The following is a 16699-nucleotide window of genomic DNA, read 5'->3' as shown; positions in this document are numbered from 1 at the left end:
CACTGGAAACAGTCGCCCTTTTCTCCCTCAAGCTGGCTTACGAGGAAGAAGGCCTGAGCCCGATTTTGCGCGACGACCTTGTTATGGGGGATTACCAGAAAGACGTATTCGAATTGCTGGTGAGACGCGGAGATGTCGAGACCATTCAGTTCAAATTGAATCAGTGCCTGGGGTTGGCGATGGATGCCTTGGGGGGTGCAGAGAAACCCCTGGGGCGCGAACTGCACAAGTTGTCAGCCGATTTCGGCGAGGTACGGTCGATGGAGCAGTTGAATCAACCGCTTCTCGCGCTCAAGGGTTATCTGAAAGACATCTTGTGATTGGACTGGGCCTTTATAGAAGATGCTTTGAATGTACTTCGACGTTCCCACCATTGAAGTCTTCGCCGTGAATTCGAACTTCACTTTCCCCTGCGACGAAAAGCAAATCAGTCCGATACTTCAGCGATGAGCTTTCAGCGCTCGAATATCCGTCGCAGCCCCATCGGCACCGACCAGCTTTTTCCACCCCTAGTATTGAAGCTCACCCCGTTCATCTATGTAGTCACCCTTCTCCACCGATCGACCGCTACCACTGCCACACACTTAACTTCGCCTTCTTTCCAGACGGCGACCACCGGGATCGTTGCAACAGCCAGTGTGCTCACACAGAACAGGCGCAAAGAGCGGGTGCTGACAGGCAGATGAGTTTCTTTGCTCTCAACGTTTAACCTGTTTTGGTATCGTGCTGCCCATCATCGCGGCGCTCGCTGCGAATGCCTGTTGTCGGCTATCGAAAGTTAAGGAAAGGATCGAATGGAGTTTCTGCATTTTCTGGCATTTGTCGCGGTCTGGGGTTTCATGTGGCGCTGGGTGGTAAAAAACCGAGGCAGCTGGAATATTTTCTACGGCAACATCGTCGGCGCAGCGGGCGGCTTCATCGTTGCGCTGGTGGTGCTGTCGATCACCTTGTCGTTGTTTCCTTCGTCGCATGATTACGAAGCGGCGCAGACTGAAAACACGGTCACGCAAGTTGCCGAGCCGACCTCTCTGTTGCCTGAAGCCGAATCTGTAACGCCTGCCGCGGAGCTGAAAGATGCGCCCGTTTTTGCTGCCATCGAGCAGGACGACAAGCCATCTCCTGCCGACTCGGCATTGTTGCCGAACTATGCCAGCCGGGCGCCGAAATCGATCGGGTTACAGACCGTGCTGGATCAAAGCGACTATCAGGGGCGCATGGCCCTGGCAGCGCTGAACAAGAAACTGCGCGGCGACGCACAGGCCGACAAGTCAATGATCGCGTATGTCATGTGCAGCCCGTTTGTGACCAGCACGTTGCGCTTTCCCGCTTCGGCGCGTTTCGCTGACAGCAAAGCGCTAGTCAGCCACCGCTTCAAGGATCAGGTCTACACCTTCAGCAGCACCGTCACCGCGCGCAACATGAACGGCGACGATGTCGCCTACCGTTTCGATTGCTCGGTACAAGAACAGCCTCGAGCTGACGCCCTACCTGCGCAATGGCGTTTGTTGGCGCTGAAACTGCAAAAAGCCGACTCTTAAGGCTCATTTAAGGGTTCAAGGCGCCGCCTGCGCTATCATCGCCGGCCTGTGCGCCTTGAGCTTTGCCCTCGATGTCCCCAACACCCGATGACCTGACCCCGTTGCCTCCTGTTCTGGCCGGCCCTCTGCTGCGACGGCTGGAGCCAACGCGCGTGGTCATGTGGCTGGTCGGCACGCGGCCATTGTCGCTGACCTTGCGCCTGCAAGGTGTAGGAGACATTCCTCTCTGCACCGGGAAATGCACGGTCATTCCCGTAGGTCGCCAGGCGTTTGTTCATCTTATCGATGTTGCTCTCGAAAACGCCCTGCCCTGCGATACGCCAATCGACTATGACCTGCTGATCGACGACACCACTGGCATCGCTGACTGGGCGGCGCATCTGCTGTACGGCGATGCAAGCTGCCCGAACTTCGTCCTGCGCTCGCGGATCGACCAACTGCTGCACGGCTCCTGCCGCAAACCGCATCACCCGGCGGCGGATGGTTTGCTTTGCGTCGATCAGCTATTGGCGAGCGAAGCCGACCCGCAACAACGCCCGGCCTTGCTGATGATGAGCGGCGACCAGGTTTACGCCGACGATGTCGCCGGCCCGATGTTGCGGGCGACTCATGCCTTGATCGAACGTCTCGGCTTGTTCGACGAACATCTCGAAGGCGCAGTGGTCAGCGACAGCGCCAAGCTCTATGAACATCCGGCCAGTTACTACCACCGTGCGGACTTGTTACCGGCGCTGGAGAGCAACGAGACATTGCGCGAGCGATTTTTCGGCGGTGCACGCAAGCCGATTTTCACCAGTAGTAGCGCTGACAATCACTTGGTGACCTTCGCCGAAGTCATGGCGATGTACTTGCTGGTGTGGTCGCCGACGGCCTGGTCGCTGATCGACCCGCAAGCGCCCGAACTGACGTCCGAACGCCTCAAGCGCTACGCCCTCGAACAGACTCGCATTGACGCCTTCAAGGCTGGACTGGGCAAGGTCGCCCGCGCACTGGCGCATCTGCCGAGCCTGATGATATTCGACGATCACGACATCACCGATGACTGGAACCTTTCCGCACAATGGGAGGAAACGGCCTACGGCCACCCGTTCTCCAAACGCATTATCGGCAATGCGCTGATCGCCTATATGTTGTGCCAGGGCTGGGGCAACAATCCCGATGCATTCAAGGACGTGCTGGAGAAAACCCTGGAGCTGAGCGCCAGCGGTGAAGATCGGTATATCGACAGCCCGGTGCAGGATGCTTTGATCGATGAACTGCTGCGCTTTCAGCATTGGCATTTCGTCCTGCCGAGCAGTCCGGCGCTGGTGGTCATCGACACGCGCACCCGGCGCTGGCGCAGTGAGATGGCGCTCAAGCAACCCTCGGGCCTGCTCGATTGGGAGGCGCTGAGCGAACTGCAACAGGAGTTGCTCGATCACCCGTCAGCGATCATCGTGTCGCCGGCGCCGATCTTCGGCGTGAAGCTGATTGAAACCGTGCAGAAGGTTTTCAGTTGGTGCGGTTATCCGCTGCTGGTCGACGCGGAAAACTGGATGGCCCATCGCGGCGCCGCGCAGGTGATCCTGAACATTTTTCGCCACTCGCGCACACCGGGTAACTACGTGGTGCTGTCCGGCGATGTGCATTATTCCTTCGTCTACGAAGTACTTATTCGCCACCGCAAGGCCGGGCCACGGATCTGGCAGATCACCAGCAGCGGCATCAAGAACGAGTTTCCGAAAACGCTGCTGGAGTGGTTCGACCGCCTCAACCGCTGGCTCTACTCGCCACGCTCACCGCTGAACTGGTTCACCAAACGCCGACGAATGCGCATCGTGCCGTACACGCCGGAACATGCAGAGGCTGGCGAACGTCTATGGAATTCGGCGGGGATCGGTCAGGTGTTTTTCAATGAACAGGGGCAGCCGCGCGAGATCATTCAACACAATTCCAATGGCGCGGCGAAGACACGGATGCTCGCGCCGGATCTGACGGATTATCCGGACTAAGGCCTGCACCGAAAAGGTGGGATCGAGCCTGCTCGCTCCCACAGTGCTGCTTGCCAGCGATCAATGCGCAATCAGCGCTCGCCCCACACCTCTGACAATCATCTCCACCTCCCGCTCATCAATCGTCAACGGTGGCAGCAGCCGTATCGTCTTGCCCCGCGTGACGTTGATCAACAGGCCATGATCCCTCGCGGCGATCAAGGTCAGATCACGCACCGGTTGTTTCAGCTCGATACCGATCATCAAGCCCTGACCACGAATCGCCAGCACATTGGGATTGTCCGTCAGTTCTGCACGCAAACGAGTCAACAGACGCTCGCCCTGAATCCGGGCGTTTTCCAGCAGTCCCTGTTCTTCGATGATATCCAGCACCGTGCAACCGACCCGGCACGCCAGCGGATTGCCACCGAAAGTGCTGCCATGGCTGCCGGGGGTGAACAGATCCGCCGCCCGGCCCCGTGCCAGGCAAGCGCCGATCGGCACTCCATTGCCCAGTCCTTTTGCCAGGGTCATGACATCCGGAACGATGCCTTCATGCTGAAAGGCGAACCAGCGCCCGGTGCGGCCGATACCGGTCTGGATTTCATCAAGCATCAATAACCACGCATGGCGATTGCACAGTTCGCGCAGGGCTTTCAAATAACCGGAGGGCGCGAGCTGCACGCCGCTTTCGCCCTGAATCGGCTCGACCAGAATTGCCACGATGCGCTCGCCGTGCTTTTTCTGCGCCTGCTCGAGCGCCGCGAGATCACCGAACGGCACTTTGAGGAAATCCCCCGGCAATTCGTTGAAACCCAGGCGCACCGCCGGGCCATCGCTGGCCGACAAAGTGCCAAGTGTGCGGCCATGGAACGCGTTGGCCATGACCACCACCAGCGGCTGTTCGATGCCTTTGCGCCAGCCGTACAAACGCGCGAGTTTCAGCGCCGTTTCATTGGCCTCGGCCCCCGAATTATTGAAGAACGCGCGCTCCATCCCCGACAGCTCAGTCAGCCGTTTCGCCAGTTGTTGCTGCCAGTCAATGCTGTACAGATTCGACGTGTGCAGCAGCAACCCGGCCTGCTCGCTGATCGCCGAAACGATACGCGGGTGCGAGTGGCCGACGTTGGTCACCGCGACTCCGGCCACCGCATCCAGATATTCGCGACCGGCCTGATCCCACAGGCGAGTGCCCAAGCCCTTGGTGAAGCTCAGGGCCAGCGGTTGGTAGGTGTTCATCAGGGCGGCGGTCATGACTTCAAACTCCAGTGAAGGTCGGTGTGCTGGCAGTATGGTTAGCCACCGAAACTGGATAAACTCGGGAAAACTTCATTCATTTAAAAGCAGGGCTTGATAATGGACCTGTTCCAGTCGATGAGCGTCTACGTCAAAGTCGTCGAAGCCGGGAGCATGACGGCGGCCGCGTTGCAGTGCGACATGTCGACGACCATGGTCGGCAATCACCTGCGCGCGCTGGAGCAGCGGCTCGGTGTGCAACTGCTGCAACGCACGACGCGGCGCCAGCGGCTGACTGAATTCGGCAGCGTTTATTACCAACGTTGTCTGGATGTCCTGGGACTGGTGGCCGACTCCGAGCGCTTGGCGGAACAAGCACTCGATGAGCCTCGTGGCCTGCTGCGCATTACTGCGCCACTGACCTTTGGCGTAGAGCGTCTGGCGCCGGCGCTCAGCGAATTCTCCCTGCAGTACCCGCAGGTCAAACTCGATGTGGTGCTGACCAACAGCCGCCCGGATCTGCTCGAAAGTGGTCTGGACGTGGCGTTTCGGCTGGGGCACTTCGAGGAGTCGAATCTGATCGCCCGCCCTCTGATCGATTACACACTGACCGTCTGCGCCTCCCCGCAATATGTGGCCCGTCGCGGCATGCCGCAAACCCCTGAAGACCTGCAACAACACGACTGCCTGTCGTTCGCCTACCCTGCCGGCGACGATTGGCAATCGGTGGAAAAACGCTGGCGCCTCGGCGGCCCGGAGGGAGAAATTCTCGTCGACGTCAGCGGGCCGATGCTTATGAATACTTCTGCCGGCTTGCATCAGGCTGCCCGCACCGGCATGGGTATCGTGATGCTGCCGGATGCGCTGGTGGAACAGGATCTGCGCGACGGCAAACTGGTGACCGTCGTTCCCGACTATCAACCGCCCAGCCGCCCCCTGCATTTGCTTTATGCTCCGGATCGCTATCGCCTGCCGAAGTTACGTCGGTTCGTTGAGTTCGCGATGCAGACGTGGGGCAGATCCTGATAACGAACGACATGGACAATCTCTCGAATAACTGCTGACAAGGAGTCGAACCGAAGATGAACAACAACCTGACTGTACGCGATCTGCTACCTGACGAAGAGGAGTCGGTACGGCTGTTTCTCGGCCGCCATGGCTGGGGCCACCGAACCGGTTCCAGCGAACATTTCAGGCAACTGATCAACAACTCTCAACGCACGGCTGTTGCCCTGCACGGCGCCCAGATCGTCGGCTTCGCCCGAGGTATCAGCGATGGTTTGTCCAACGGTTACCTGTCGATGGTCGCGGTCGACAGCCAACATCGCCGCAAAGGCATTGGCCGCAAACTGGTCGAGCATGTGATGGCCGATAACCCCGACATCACCTGGATGCTACGTGCCGGACGAGAAGGTGCCGAAGCCTTTTTTGCCAGCCTGGGTTTTGAAATGTCAGTGATCGCCATGGAGCGACCGCGATTGAAATAACGGGCGTGCGCTCTTGCAACGGCTATGATCAGCTTCTCTTTCCAGCATGGACGCTGCGCGATGCTCGAGACTCTTCAAAATACTCCCTTGTGGGTTTATGTGGTTTTTCTGGTTCTGGTGTTTTTCGGCCTCAAGGCCCGCAAACCCCAATGTGAAAGCCGGTTTTCCCTGCTGTCGACCCCACTGGTGTTGTTGGGCTGGTCGCTGTTGTCGTTGAACCTGACGGATGATCCAGGCTTGAGCCTCAGCGGCTGGCTCATCGCTTTGTTACTGGGCGCTCTGTCGGCATGGCTGATTTTCCCCAGCAAGGGGATAAATCTTGATGATCCGGAAACCGGGTTGATCGTGCCGGGCACTTGGAAAGCGCTGACTCTGCTCCTGCTTTTTTTTGCAGCGAACTACTACTTCGGCTATCAGGATGACGTGCACCCAGAGCGGGCAGCCGCCCCGGATATGTTGCTGCTCAAAGCCGCAGCATCTGGCTTTATCAGTGGTCTGATTAGCGCTCGCTCACTGAAATATTACCGTTTGCTGCGCACCCTTCAGGCTCAACGCCCTCGATTGGGCGCCCAATGATTCAGGAGCCGTTTTTCACCAACACCGGTTTCTCCTGATAACGCTGCGCGAACACCTGCTTCAGATTCGCCACTTTCGGCATGTCGTTGATCACGATGTACGGATAGCTCGGATGCTCGGTCAGGAAATCCTGGTGATAGTCCTCTGCCGGATAGAAGCCGTTATAGCTTTCCAGTTTGGTGACAATGGGTTTGCTGTAGGCGTGAGCCGCATCCAATTGGGCGATGTAGGCCTGCGCGACCTTCTGCTGATCGGCGTTGACCGGGAACAGTGCCGAACGATACTGAGTGCCGCTGTCCGGGCCTTGGCGATTGAGCTCAGTTGGGTTGTGCGCTACCGAAAAGTAGATCTGCAACAGGCTGCCATAGCTCACCTGAGTCGGATCGAAGGTGACCTGAACTGACTCGGCGTGGCCGGTATCGCCTTCGCTGACACGCTCATATTCTGCCGTATTGGCCGCGCCGCCGGCGTAACCCGAGACGGCTTTCTGCACGCCTTTGACGTGCTGGAAAACACCCTGCACACCCCAGAAGCAGCCACCGGCGAACACGGCAGTTTCGCTGTGCGCCTGGGTCACTTCATCAAGAGTTGGTGGCGGAATCAGCACAGCATCCTCGCCCCCAAAGGAGAACGCCGAAACCTGGCCAATCACTCCGGCCACTGCAACCCCCAGCAACACGCGACGCCATGTGATTTTCATTTCAATGACTCCTGATCAACCGAAGGTAAAGGCGTAAGCCGATACGCCCGGGTCGAGAAATTCGATGGTGAAGGTTCGGTCCTGCACGCCCTCGTTTTGCCGCACCAATTGATACAGGCGTTGTTCGGTCACATGGCCAGTGCCGTCAGGAGCGACATCGACGCCATGGGCATCGCCCGGAACCTGGCCATCGATCATCACCTTGAAGCGCACGGGTTTGCCGTCCGCTGCCGGACCGAGCACCAGATGCAAGTCGCGGGCATGGAAGCGATAAACGATACGACTGGCCGGTGCACTGGCCGTGGCACGCTCGGCACCCACCGACCATTGACCGCCGAAGCTCCAGTCATTGAGTGCCAGTTTGTCCGGCGGGTTGTAGGCCGCGACCTTGTCAGGCACGAGGCTGGTTTCCGGTACGAAATGTTCCGCACGCTGGTAGCCGACATAGGTTTCCGGTGACTGCACTTCGTTCATGTCCGGCGCCAGTTGCACGCCCTTGGCGTCAGCATTGATCAAGCCGTCCGCCACGGTTTTCGCACCCGCCTCACGCAGCAACTGTTGTATGACGCGTTCCGACTCGGCGTAGTCCCCTTCGCCAAAATGGTGGTAACGAATGCGTCCCTGAGCGTCGGCAAAGTAATGCGCTGGCCAATATTCGTTGTTGAAAGCACGCCAGATCTTGTAGTCGTTATCGATGGCGACCGGGTAGTTGATACCCAATTCCTTCATGGCTTTGGTGACGTTGCCCACATCACGCTCGAAGGCGAATTCCGGCGCGTGCACACCGATCACTACCAGCCCTTGATCGCGATACTTTTCAGCCCAGGCTTTGACATACGGCAAAGTGCGCAAGCAGTTGATGCAGGAGTAAGTCCAGAAATCCACCAGCACCACTTTGCCTTTCAACGCTTGGGCATCAAGCGGCGCTGAGTTGAGCCATTGGACGGCGCCATCAAGCGGCGGCAACTGACCTTCGACCGGTAAAGTGCCCGGAGCCTTCGCGGCCATTTTCATTGCACCACCAGCGGCCATCATGCTGCCGTTCGCAGCGCCTTCTTCAGCAGGAACCTGCGCCATCATCGTGCCGCTCGCCTTGGCAGATTTGCCAGACAGCTTGCCGACCAGCGCCTGCTCCAGGCCACCGGTGGAAGCCGTCGATAACCGTGCGAGAACCCCGGTATCGAGCCCCAGCGAAATGGCCGCGACGCCGGCCAACATCAATACGCCCAGACCCCGACGGATCCACTCACCGGTGCCAATCGAGCGTTTCATCAGCGCAAAAACCTTACCGCCCAGCAACAGCGCTGCGGCGAGCGAGGTGGCGGCACCCGCCGCGTAGGCGAGCAACAACAGCGTGGTGGCGATGCTTGCCCCTTGCAGCGCGGCGCCGGTCAGAATCAGCCCCAGGATCGGCCCGGCGCAAGGTGCCCAGAGCAGCCCCGTGGCGACGCCGATCAGAAACGAAGCGCCGGGACGCGGACGATTGTCCTGCCCGGCGGCCTCCGACAGCCGACTGCCGGCCGACACCAGCGGCCGGGTCAGACGCTCGGCCACACGCGGCAGCAGCAAGGTCAGCCCGAACAGAGCAACGAACAGTAACGCGAGCCAGCGCCCGTACTGATTGACTTGCACCACCCAACCGCCGCCCACCGCCGCCAACGAGGCGACGAGCGCAAAGGTCACCGCCATCCCCGCCAGCAGCGGCAAGCCACTCTTGATAAACGGCTGCCCGGTGCGAGCGAAGACAAAAGGCAGAACCGGCAGGATGCACGGGCTGACGATCGTCAGCACACCACCGAGATAAGCGAGAACCAAGAGCCACATAAATTCGTCCTGTCTGAAGTGAAGATCGCGAGCGGGTCATGACTCAAGCCGCCACGGCTTTGAAGGTCATCGCCAGGCCGTTCATGCAGTAGCGCAGACCGGTGGGCTTGGGACCGTCATCGAAAACATGGCCCAGATGGCCGCCGCAACGGCGACAGTGAACTTCGTCGCGGGACATGCCGAACGAACGGTCCTGACGCGTTGCCACCGCGTGTTCCAGCGGCGCCCAGAAACTCGGCCAACCGGTACGACTGTCGAATTTGGTGTCTGATGAAAACAGCGCCAGATCACAGCCGACACAGGCAAACGTGCCAGTGCGATGTTCGTTGTTGAGCGCGCTGGTATAGGCCCGTTCGGTGCCTTCCTCACGCAGGATCTGGTACTGCTCGTCGCTCAGGATCGAGTGCCATTCACTGTCGCTGTGTGTCACCTCGAACGCCTCGTCCGCGTGTGCCTCGCCGATCACTGCCGTGGCAGTCGACAATTTTGGCAATACACCCGCCACCAGGGCTGCAACCCCCAGCCCGCCGCCCGCTAACAGAATCTGTCGCCGTGAAAACATGGCCGTCTCCAAAAATTCCAGATGCCCTTCATGGAACACAGCCTAGGCTTGGATTGATCGCCAAATCCTCACGGGGAGTTAACGAATTCGTGATAACTCGCCCGGAGGAAAACCCGCACAATGCGCTTATCGCGCCGAAGGATTGAGCTCCATGGAACAGACCAAACGCATCCTTGTGGTCGAGGATGACCAACACATCGCCGACCTGATTTGCCTGCATTTGCGGGATGAACAATTCGAGGTGACACACAGCGCCGACGGCGACGAAGGCATGCGCCTGCTGCAGCAAGGTCACTGGGATGCACTCATCCTCGACCTGATGTTGCCGGGGGTCGACGGTCTGGAAATCTGCCGCCGCGCCCGCGCGATGGCCCGCTACACACCGATCATCATTACCAGCGCCCGTTCCAGTGAATTGCACCGCATTCTTGGCCTGGAGCTGGGCGCCGACGATTACCTCGCCAAACCGTTCTCCATGCTCGAGCTGGTGGCGCGGGTCAAAGCCTTGCTGCGCCGGGTCGATGCGATGGCGCGCAATCTGAAAATGGACGCCGGCAGTCTCAGTCTCGACGGGTTGACCATCGACCCCATCACCCGCGAAGTCAGCTTCGACGCTCAGCGCCTGGACCTCACGCCACGGGAGTTCGACTTGCTCTACTTCTTCGCCCGTCAACCGGGCAAAGTGTTCTCGCGCATGGATCTGCTCAACGCGGTCTGGGGTTACAGCCACGAGGGTTACGAACACACGGTCAACACCCACATCAATCGCCTGCGGGCGAAGATCGAAAAAGACCCGACCCAGCCCTCTCGCATCCTCACCGTGTGGGGTCGCGGCTATAAATTCGGTACCGAGCAGCCATGAAACTGAACCTGACGCAGCGCCTGTCCGTGGTATTCGCCGTGCTGCTGTTGGTGTGCTGCGGCACATCGGCATGGCTGCAAGTACGTTCCAGCCAGATGCATGAACTGGAAGTGGTGCAGGGGCTGTCTCGGGATCTGGCACAACACATCGCCCACGACACGGTGCTGATGGACAGCAACGGTCTGATGCCCGGTGCCGTGCGCGAATTGTTCAGCCAGTTGATGTTGGTCAACCCCAGTGTCGAGGTGTATCTGCTCGACACCGAGGGGCGCATTGTCGGTAACGCTGCACCCGAAGGAAGGATGCGGCGCCAACAGGTCAATCTGGCGCCAATCCGCCAGCTGCTCGACGACCAGCCATTACCGATCCTCGGTGATGACCCGCGCAGTGTCGATGGACGCAAGGTGTTCAGTGCTGCGCCGTTGCAGGTCAACGGTAAAGCTGCCGGTTATCTGTATGTGGTGCTGCTGAGCGAAGCACATGATCGTTACGCCGAGCGAGGCGCCACCAGCGCCGCGCTCAACACCGCATTGTTATCGATTGGACTGGTCGCGTTGCTGTGCCTGATCGCCGGTCTGACGGCATTCAACCTGATCACTCGGCCATTGCTGCGATTCACCGAAACCGTCAGCCGCTTCGACATCGATGGCGCGCCGCAACCTCTGCCGATAACGACAGCTGTGGATAAAACCGCTGACCCGGATGAAATCGCCGTACTTGATGCTGCCTTCCGCCAGATGCAAAACCGCCTCGGCGAACAATGGCGCTCGCTTACGCGACAGGATCAGGAGCGCCGCGAATTGGTGGCGAATATTTCCCACGACTTGCGCACGCCGCTGGCTTCATTGCACGGGTATCTGGAAACCCTGCAACTAAAGGACGCCACGCTGTCGGCCGAGGAACGCCGACGCTATCTGGGCATCGCTCTGGATCAAAGCCGCAAGGTCGGCGGCCTGGCGCAATCGCTGCTGGAACTGGTGCGACTGGAACACGGATTCGTGCAACCGGTGCTGGAGCGCTTTTCCCTGATCGACCTGGTGCAGGACATCTTCCAGAAATTCGAACTGACGGCGGAAGCACGGCAGGTCGAACTCAAAGCCCATTTTGTCCCCAATCTGCCAACAGTCTGCGCCGACCTCGGGTTGATCGAGCGGGTACTGACCAACCTGGTGGACAACGCATTGCGTCATACCCCTCAGGGCGGCGAAATCGAATTCGATCTGAAACATCAGGGGGCCTTGGTCGATGTGACGGTCAGTGACACCGGCCCCGGCATCGCTCCCGAGTTGCGCGAAGGTTTGTTCCTGCGTCCGTTCAATATCGGTGGCGCAAGGCGTGATGGCGGACTGGGGCTGCGTATCGTGCACCGTATCCTGCAATTGCACGGGCGTGATATCCAGTTACTGGACATGAGCGGGCGCGGCGCGACGTTCCGCTTCTCGCTATCAACAGATCAGCAAAGCGCCGAACAGTGGATGATGCGTTCAATTAATTTGCACAGCCCCGGCAAATAGTTGAGACCGCCGGCCCGTTGCTCCGTGACAACGCCGCGCCGCTCCCCTAAATTAGTCGGCCTGAAAAAGCCCTCGGGTTTTCTCATCTCCACTCAAGTTAAAAAGTAGTGAAATTTCAATGTCCGATTTCAACACCGCTGAATCCGTAGTCACCGAATCGTCCAAAGCGGAATACGAAAACTCCATCAATCTTTCACAACACCTGCCACAAGCCAAAATCATCAGCGAGATGGTCCTGGACGCGTTCCAGTCGACCCGCGAAAGCGACCAGATCCGCGAGCTGCGCGCGGCGATCCGTCAGGCTCACGACAGCTTCGATGACGACAAGGCCTACGAGCTGATGGGCGAACTCAAGGCGTTGAAGGATGCTGAAGCGGCCGACCTCGCCGCCCTTGAAGACCTGAGCAGCAAGTTTTCGATCGGCCGTATCCTGTCCAGCTTCAAGGACGATCCGGCGTTCCAGGAAATCGTTTATGGTCTGGCCCTCAAAGTACTGAACCAGACCCATCAGGCGATCAGCAACCCGAGCGGCGGCAAGAGCAAGGCAGCGAAGAAAAAAGAAGTCGAAATCTTCACCATCAGCAAGGACGGTATCAGCGTGACCCTGCCGCTGCGCACGCCGCGTTCGCGTCTGAACGTTGACCGTGCAGCGCTGGAGTTCCTCGGTTTCACCTTCGTCGGTGAAGGCGAAGAAGCGGAACTGGAAAGCGAAGTCTTCGTCGACAACGCTGGTACCGAGCAGGCAGTGAACCGCAAGAACATCATTACTGCGTTGCAGCAGAAGACGGCGTTTGATGGGTACAGCATCGCGGCGCAGTAATAGCGCGGCCGCTGTACGAAAAAGCCCCGCACTGAGATTCAGGCGGGGCTTTTTGTTGCCCGGCTTGGGATTTTTGAGAAGGCGAAAATCCTCGCCCCTCACCCCAGCCCTCTCCCGATGGAGAGGGAGCCGATCGGGAGATATTCAAGAGATGCACCGAAATGAAAGTGCGGTGCCGAATCCACAATCGCCTCAATCTCTCAGGTCGATGTATAGCGCAAGACACCTCGGTCAGTCCCCTCTCCCTCCGGGAGAGGGTTAGGGTGAGGGCAAGCCGTGAAGTCACCCTCAAGCCGAAGGATGCAACGCCACAATCATGTCCACTTCAATCGCCGCGTTCTTCGGCAACTGATACACACCGACTGTGGTGCGCGTGTGCCGACCGGCATCGCCAAGCACATGACTGAACACGTCCGACGCACCGTTGGCCACTTCACTCAGGTCAACGAAGTCCGGCGTCGACTTTACGTAAACGGTGACCCGCAACAACGCCTTGATCTTGTCCAGCGAACCGACAGCATCGACGATCAGCGCCAGGCAGCGCATCGCACTGATACTCGCAGCGGCTTGCGCATCCTTGAGGTTCAGTTCCAGCCCGACCCGACCGGGGTACTGAATCTTGCCGTGGGTGCGCGGCACCATACCGCTGATGTACAACTCATCGTGATGACGGATCAGCGGCGCGTAATTGCCGCCGGCGGTGTTCTCGCCATAAATGTCGTAGTTCAGCTCTTGGGCCAGGGCAATAAAACGCTCGTCGCAGGTCATCCTCTCAGTCATTTCGCCCAGCCTTATGATCAGTGCATGAAGAACCGCAGGTTAAGACAGATGGGCAACCGCAAATGGCAAGGAGCTATCACTGTCATGGTTGGATCCAAATCTAGGGGGTTTGTTACTGCGCCGCAACCCGCAGTCACGGAAAACAAAAGCCCCACACCTCTTTCGAAGTAATGGGGCTTTAAATTTAAATGACTTTGTCGTTAAACGGCGCTCAGGCGGTCAACCATGTCAGGGAATTTTTCAACCAAACGGATCAACAAAGCAGCTTGAGCATTTGGCTTTGACTTTTCCTGCTCCCAGTTTCTCAGAGTGCTGGGACTCGCCCTGATTCGTTTGGCAAAGACGGCTTGAGACATATGTAACCTTTCTCTCAAAGCCACGATTTCTTGGGCTCCGACTTCCGGGACTGGTTTGTCCTCAAGCACTGTATTGCGCAGGGTAATTTTTCCTTCGCGTTGAGCCGCCATCTCATCAACGCCCTGCATCAACTCTGCAAACAGGTCGCGTTTTTTCATGGGGTACCTCGTGTTTTCAACTCTTTATCTATGGCTTTTTTGAGCGCCTTTTCTTGCTCGGCAGTCAGATTATCAAGCTCATCTTTGTCGTAAATTGCAAACATCCAGAACTGACCATCATTCATAAGCCAATAATAGATGACCCGCAAGCCGCCTCGTCGGCCCTTGCCACGTCGAGCATCAGCCCAACGTAGTTTTCTGAATCCACCCGTTCGGGGCATCACATCGCCTGCCAACGGATTGCCCTGCATATAAGCCTGCAGTTCTCGGTACTCATCGTCTGTCAGGTACTGACCAACGCTTGTGGTAAATATCGTTGTTTCAAAGAATACGGTTCGCATGCGCAAACTATAGGCAAATCGCCTACAGACAGACTATCAACAAATCCGGCTCCAGATAAACAAAAAACCCCGCACATCTCTCAATGTGCGGGGTTTTTCTTCAAGCCTCGAACCTTACGGCGCGTACGTCAGCAGCAGCTCTGCGGGCACTTTGAAGTCCAGGGACATCATGACGCTCAACGCAGTGATGGTGAAGATCGAGAACACGAACAGCTTGCGTGCCCAGACCGTGTCATCCACCGCTTTGTAGCCGGTCCAGGCCATGTACAACCAGTACATGCCCATGGCCGCGGCGACGGCGAGGTAGCTCATGCCGGCGTAGCCGCTGAAGGTCAGCATCAAGGTCGCCACGAGGAACGCCAGGATGTAGAGCAGGATGTGCTTCTTCGCCACTTGAATCCCGCGCTTCACTGGCAGCACCGGAATCGATGCGGCCAGGTAATCGTTGAAGCGGAAGATCGCGATGGCGTAGGAATGCGGCATCTGCCACAGGCTGAACATCACCAGCAAGGTCAGCGCGGCCATGTCGAAGCTGTTGGTTACGGCAACGTAACCGATCACTGGCGGCATGGCGCCCGACAGACTGCCCACCAGCGTGCCGTGAACCGACTTGCGCTTGAGGTACAGGCTGTAGAAGCCGACGTAGATGATGAAGCCGATCACCGCGAACAAAGCGGCCAACGGGTTGGCCACCTTGTACAACAATGCAACGCCGAGAACACCAAGGATGGTCGCGTAGACCAGGGCCAGTTTCAGGGAGATCAAGCCCTGTACCAGCACCCGGTTCTTGGTGCGTTCCATCTTCAGGTCGATGTCGCGGTCGATGCAGTTGTTGAACACGCAACCGGAGGCGACAACCAGGGATGTACCGATCATGGCAGCCAGAAACACCGCCAGATCGACATGCCCTTTCGAGGCCAGGAAGAACCCGCCTGCCACAGAAAGCACGTTACCGAAAATGATCCCCGGTTTGGTGATTTGGATAAAGTGCTTGAGCGACATCGGGTCTTACCTCACTTCGCCATCATGTAGGTGTGGATGCTGAACATGATCCACAACGACAGGCCAACCAGCAGCACGATCACGATCGCCGTGAAGACGAATGCAATCACGTTGTTACGCTGAGCAATGGAACGGTCCAGGTGCAAGAAGTAATACAGGTGAACAATCACCTGGATCACTGCGAACAGCAGAACGATTGCCAGTGTGGTGGCCTTCGGCAGGCTCGGGTACATCACCAGACCGAATGGGATGACGGTCAGGATCACCGACAGGATGAAGCCAATGGCGTACGACTTTACGCTGCCGTGGCCAGCATCATGGCTGTCATGGGAGTGTGCATTAGCCATTACAGAGTCCCCATCAGGTAAACAACGGTGAATACGCAGATCCACACCACGTCCAGGAAGTGCCAGAACAGGCTCAGGCAGCTCAGACGGGTCTTGTTGGTCGCCGTCAGGCCGTGCTTGTTGACCTGGTACATCATGATGCCCATCCAGATCAGACCCGCCGACACGTGCAGACCGTGGGTACCGACCAGGGTGAAGAACGCGGACAGGAAGCCCGAACGGCTAGGACCGAAGCCCTCGGAGATCAGCAGGTGGAACTCGTTGATCTCCATGGCGATAAAGCCTGCGCCCAGCAGGAAGGTCATGAACAACCAACCCAGAACCTGCTGCTTCTTGCCTTTGAACAACGCCAGCATGGCGAAGCCGTAGGTGATCGAACTGAACAACAGCAGAGCGGTTTCGCCCAGCACGTATGGCAGTTCGAAAATGTCGTGGCCCGCTGGGCCACCGGCTACGTTGTTTACCAGTACTGCGTACACCGCGAAGATCGACGCAAACAGAATGCAGTCGGTCATCAGGTAGAGCCAGAAACCGTATACGGTCATCTCGCCCGAGTCGTGGTGATGGTCATCGTGCCCATGGTCACCATGGGCGTGTCCAACATTGGTCACTAAGTTCGACATGG

General features: G+C 58.2%; 19 protein-coding genes (1 of these 19 cut by a window edge). 9 read left to right on the top strand and 10 right to left on the bottom strand.

Annotated elements, in window-relative coordinates; all coding sequences use genetic code 11:
• From HUW52_RS07110 to HUW52_RS07100, 3 genes are all read left to right on the top strand, one after another.
• Nucleotides 1-320, top strand: partial view of a hypothetical protein gene (locus HUW52_RS07110; RefSeq protein WP_016983455.1) — the 3' portion only. Its footprint begins 10 nt before the window's first position; only the last 320 of its 330 coding nucleotides appear in the window; its start codon lies off the left edge, out of view; the stop codon is at nt 318-320.
• A gap of 474 nt (nt 321-794) precedes the next feature.
• Nucleotides 795-1538, top strand: a complete 744-nt coding sequence (locus HUW52_RS07105; RefSeq protein ID WP_175553265.1) for a hypothetical protein — start codon at nt 795-797, stop codon at nt 1536-1538.
• A 71-nt stretch (nt 1539-1609) separates the two neighbouring features.
• Nucleotides 1610-3529 (top strand): alkaline phosphatase D family protein, encoded by a 1920-nt coding sequence (locus HUW52_RS07100; RefSeq protein ID WP_175553264.1) that lies wholly within the window; start codon nt 1610-1612, stop codon nt 3527-3529.
• A gap of 60 nt (nt 3530-3589) precedes the next feature.
• On the opposite strand, the gene HUW52_RS07095 is transcribed toward HUW52_RS07100, so the two are convergent.
• Entirely contained in the window at nt 3590-4762 is a 1173-nt protein-coding gene (locus HUW52_RS07095) for an aspartate aminotransferase family protein (protein ID WP_175553263.1), read from the bottom strand.
• A gap of 102 nt (nt 4763-4864) precedes the next feature.
• Here HUW52_RS07095 and HUW52_RS07090 point away from each other — a divergent pair, with 102 nt between their 5' ends.
• Genes HUW52_RS07090 through HUW52_RS07080 form a run of 3 tightly spaced genes read left to right on the top strand, consistent with a single transcriptional unit; the run spans nt 4865 to nt 6807 of the window.
• Nucleotides 4865-5770, top strand: a complete 906-nt coding sequence (locus HUW52_RS07090; RefSeq protein WP_175553262.1) for a LysR family transcriptional regulator — start codon at nt 4865-4867, stop codon at nt 5768-5770.
• A 56-nt stretch (nt 5771-5826) separates the two neighbouring features.
• Nucleotides 5827-6231 carry a GNAT family N-acetyltransferase gene (locus HUW52_RS07085; protein ID WP_175553261.1) on the top strand — a complete coding sequence of 135 codons (405 nt, stop codon included), beginning with the start codon at nt 5827-5829 and terminating at the stop codon, nt 6229-6231.
• Between the two features lie 60 nt (nt 6232-6291).
• Complete coding sequence (locus HUW52_RS07080) at nt 6292-6807, top strand: hypothetical protein (protein ID WP_175553260.1); 516 nt, start codon at nt 6292-6294, stop codon at nt 6805-6807.
• Between the two features lies 1 nt (nt 6808).
• Here HUW52_RS07080 and msrA read toward each other — a convergent pair whose 3' ends face one another.
• From msrA to msrB, 3 genes are read right to left on the bottom strand one after another with little or no spacing between them, the layout of a single operon-like run.
• Complete coding sequence (msrA, locus tag HUW52_RS07075) at nt 6809-7507, bottom strand: peptide-methionine (S)-S-oxide reductase MsrA (protein WP_175553259.1); 699 nt, start codon at nt 7505-7507, stop codon at nt 6809-6811.
• A 15-nt stretch (nt 7508-7522) separates the two neighbouring features.
• Nucleotides 7523-9331, bottom strand: a complete 1809-nt coding sequence (locus tag HUW52_RS07070) for a cytochrome c biogenesis protein DipZ (RefSeq protein WP_175553258.1) — start codon at nt 9329-9331, stop codon at nt 7523-7525.
• Between the two features lie 43 nt (nt 9332-9374).
• Nucleotides 9375-9893 carry a peptide-methionine (R)-S-oxide reductase MsrB gene (msrB, locus tag HUW52_RS07065; protein WP_175553257.1) on the bottom strand — a complete coding sequence of 173 codons (519 nt, stop codon included), beginning with the start codon at nt 9891-9893 and terminating at the stop codon, nt 9375-9377.
• Between the two features lie 151 nt (nt 9894-10044).
• Here msrB and HUW52_RS07060 point away from each other — a divergent pair, with 151 nt between their 5' ends.
• The 3 genes from HUW52_RS07060 (at nt 10045) to HUW52_RS07050 (ending at nt 13089) form a co-directional block, all read left to right on the top strand.
• Entirely contained in the window at nt 10045-10755 is a 711-nt protein-coding gene (locus tag HUW52_RS07060) for a response regulator transcription factor (protein WP_175553256.1), read from the top strand.
• Nucleotides 10752-12269, top strand: coding sequence for a HAMP domain-containing sensor histidine kinase (locus HUW52_RS07055; RefSeq protein WP_175553255.1), 1518 nt, complete (start codon nt 10752-10754; stop codon nt 12267-12269). The genes HUW52_RS07060 and HUW52_RS07055 overlap by 4 nt, the downstream gene beginning before the upstream one ends.
• 118 nt (nt 12270-12387) lie before the next feature.
• Complete coding sequence (locus HUW52_RS07050) at nt 12388-13089, top strand: hypothetical protein (protein ID WP_016985616.1); 702 nt, start codon at nt 12388-12390, stop codon at nt 13087-13089.
• A gap of 288 nt (nt 13090-13377) precedes the next feature.
• Here the strand turns inward: HUW52_RS07050 and HUW52_RS07045 are convergent, their stop codons facing one another.
• From HUW52_RS07045 to cyoC, 6 genes are all read right to left on the bottom strand, one after another.
• The gene (locus HUW52_RS07045) at nt 13378-13869 is read right to left on the bottom strand and encodes a RidA family protein (RefSeq protein WP_016985615.1); all 492 of its coding nucleotides are present in this window, start codon (nt 13867-13869) and stop codon (nt 13378-13380) included.
• A gap of 200 nt (nt 13870-14069) precedes the next feature.
• The gene (locus tag HUW52_RS07040; RefSeq protein WP_016985614.1) at nt 14070-14384 is read right to left on the bottom strand and encodes a DNA-binding transcriptional regulator; all 315 of its coding nucleotides are present in this window, start codon (nt 14382-14384) and stop codon (nt 14070-14072) included.
• Nucleotides 14381-14725, bottom strand: a complete 345-nt coding sequence (locus HUW52_RS07035; RefSeq protein ID WP_016985613.1) for a hypothetical protein — start codon at nt 14723-14725, stop codon at nt 14381-14383. Before HUW52_RS07035 ends, HUW52_RS07040 begins: the two co-directional genes overlap by 4 nt.
• Before the next feature lie 114 nt (nt 14726-14839).
• Nucleotides 14840-15727, bottom strand: coding sequence for a heme o synthase (gene cyoE / locus HUW52_RS07030; RefSeq protein WP_007916939.1), 888 nt, complete (start codon nt 15725-15727; stop codon nt 14840-14842).
• Between the two features lie 11 nt (nt 15728-15738).
• Nucleotides 15739-16074, bottom strand: a complete 336-nt coding sequence (gene cyoD, locus HUW52_RS07025) for a cytochrome o ubiquinol oxidase subunit IV (RefSeq protein WP_007916940.1) — start codon at nt 16072-16074, stop codon at nt 15739-15741.
• Complete coding sequence (gene cyoC, locus HUW52_RS07020; protein ID WP_016985612.1) at nt 16074-16697, bottom strand: cytochrome o ubiquinol oxidase subunit III; 624 nt, start codon at nt 16695-16697, stop codon at nt 16074-16076. Before cyoC ends, cyoD begins: the two co-directional genes overlap by 1 nt.
• Nucleotides 16698-16699: the final 2 nt, after the last annotated feature.

It is taken from the genome of Pseudomonas sp. 43A, from assembly GCF_013363935.1.
Classification (GTDB): Bacteria; Pseudomonadota; Gammaproteobacteria; order Pseudomonadales; family Pseudomonadaceae; genus Aquipseudomonas; species Aquipseudomonas crudilactis.
Note: the sequence above shows the minus strand (reverse complement) of the source record. Positions and strands in the feature narration are given on the sequence as shown.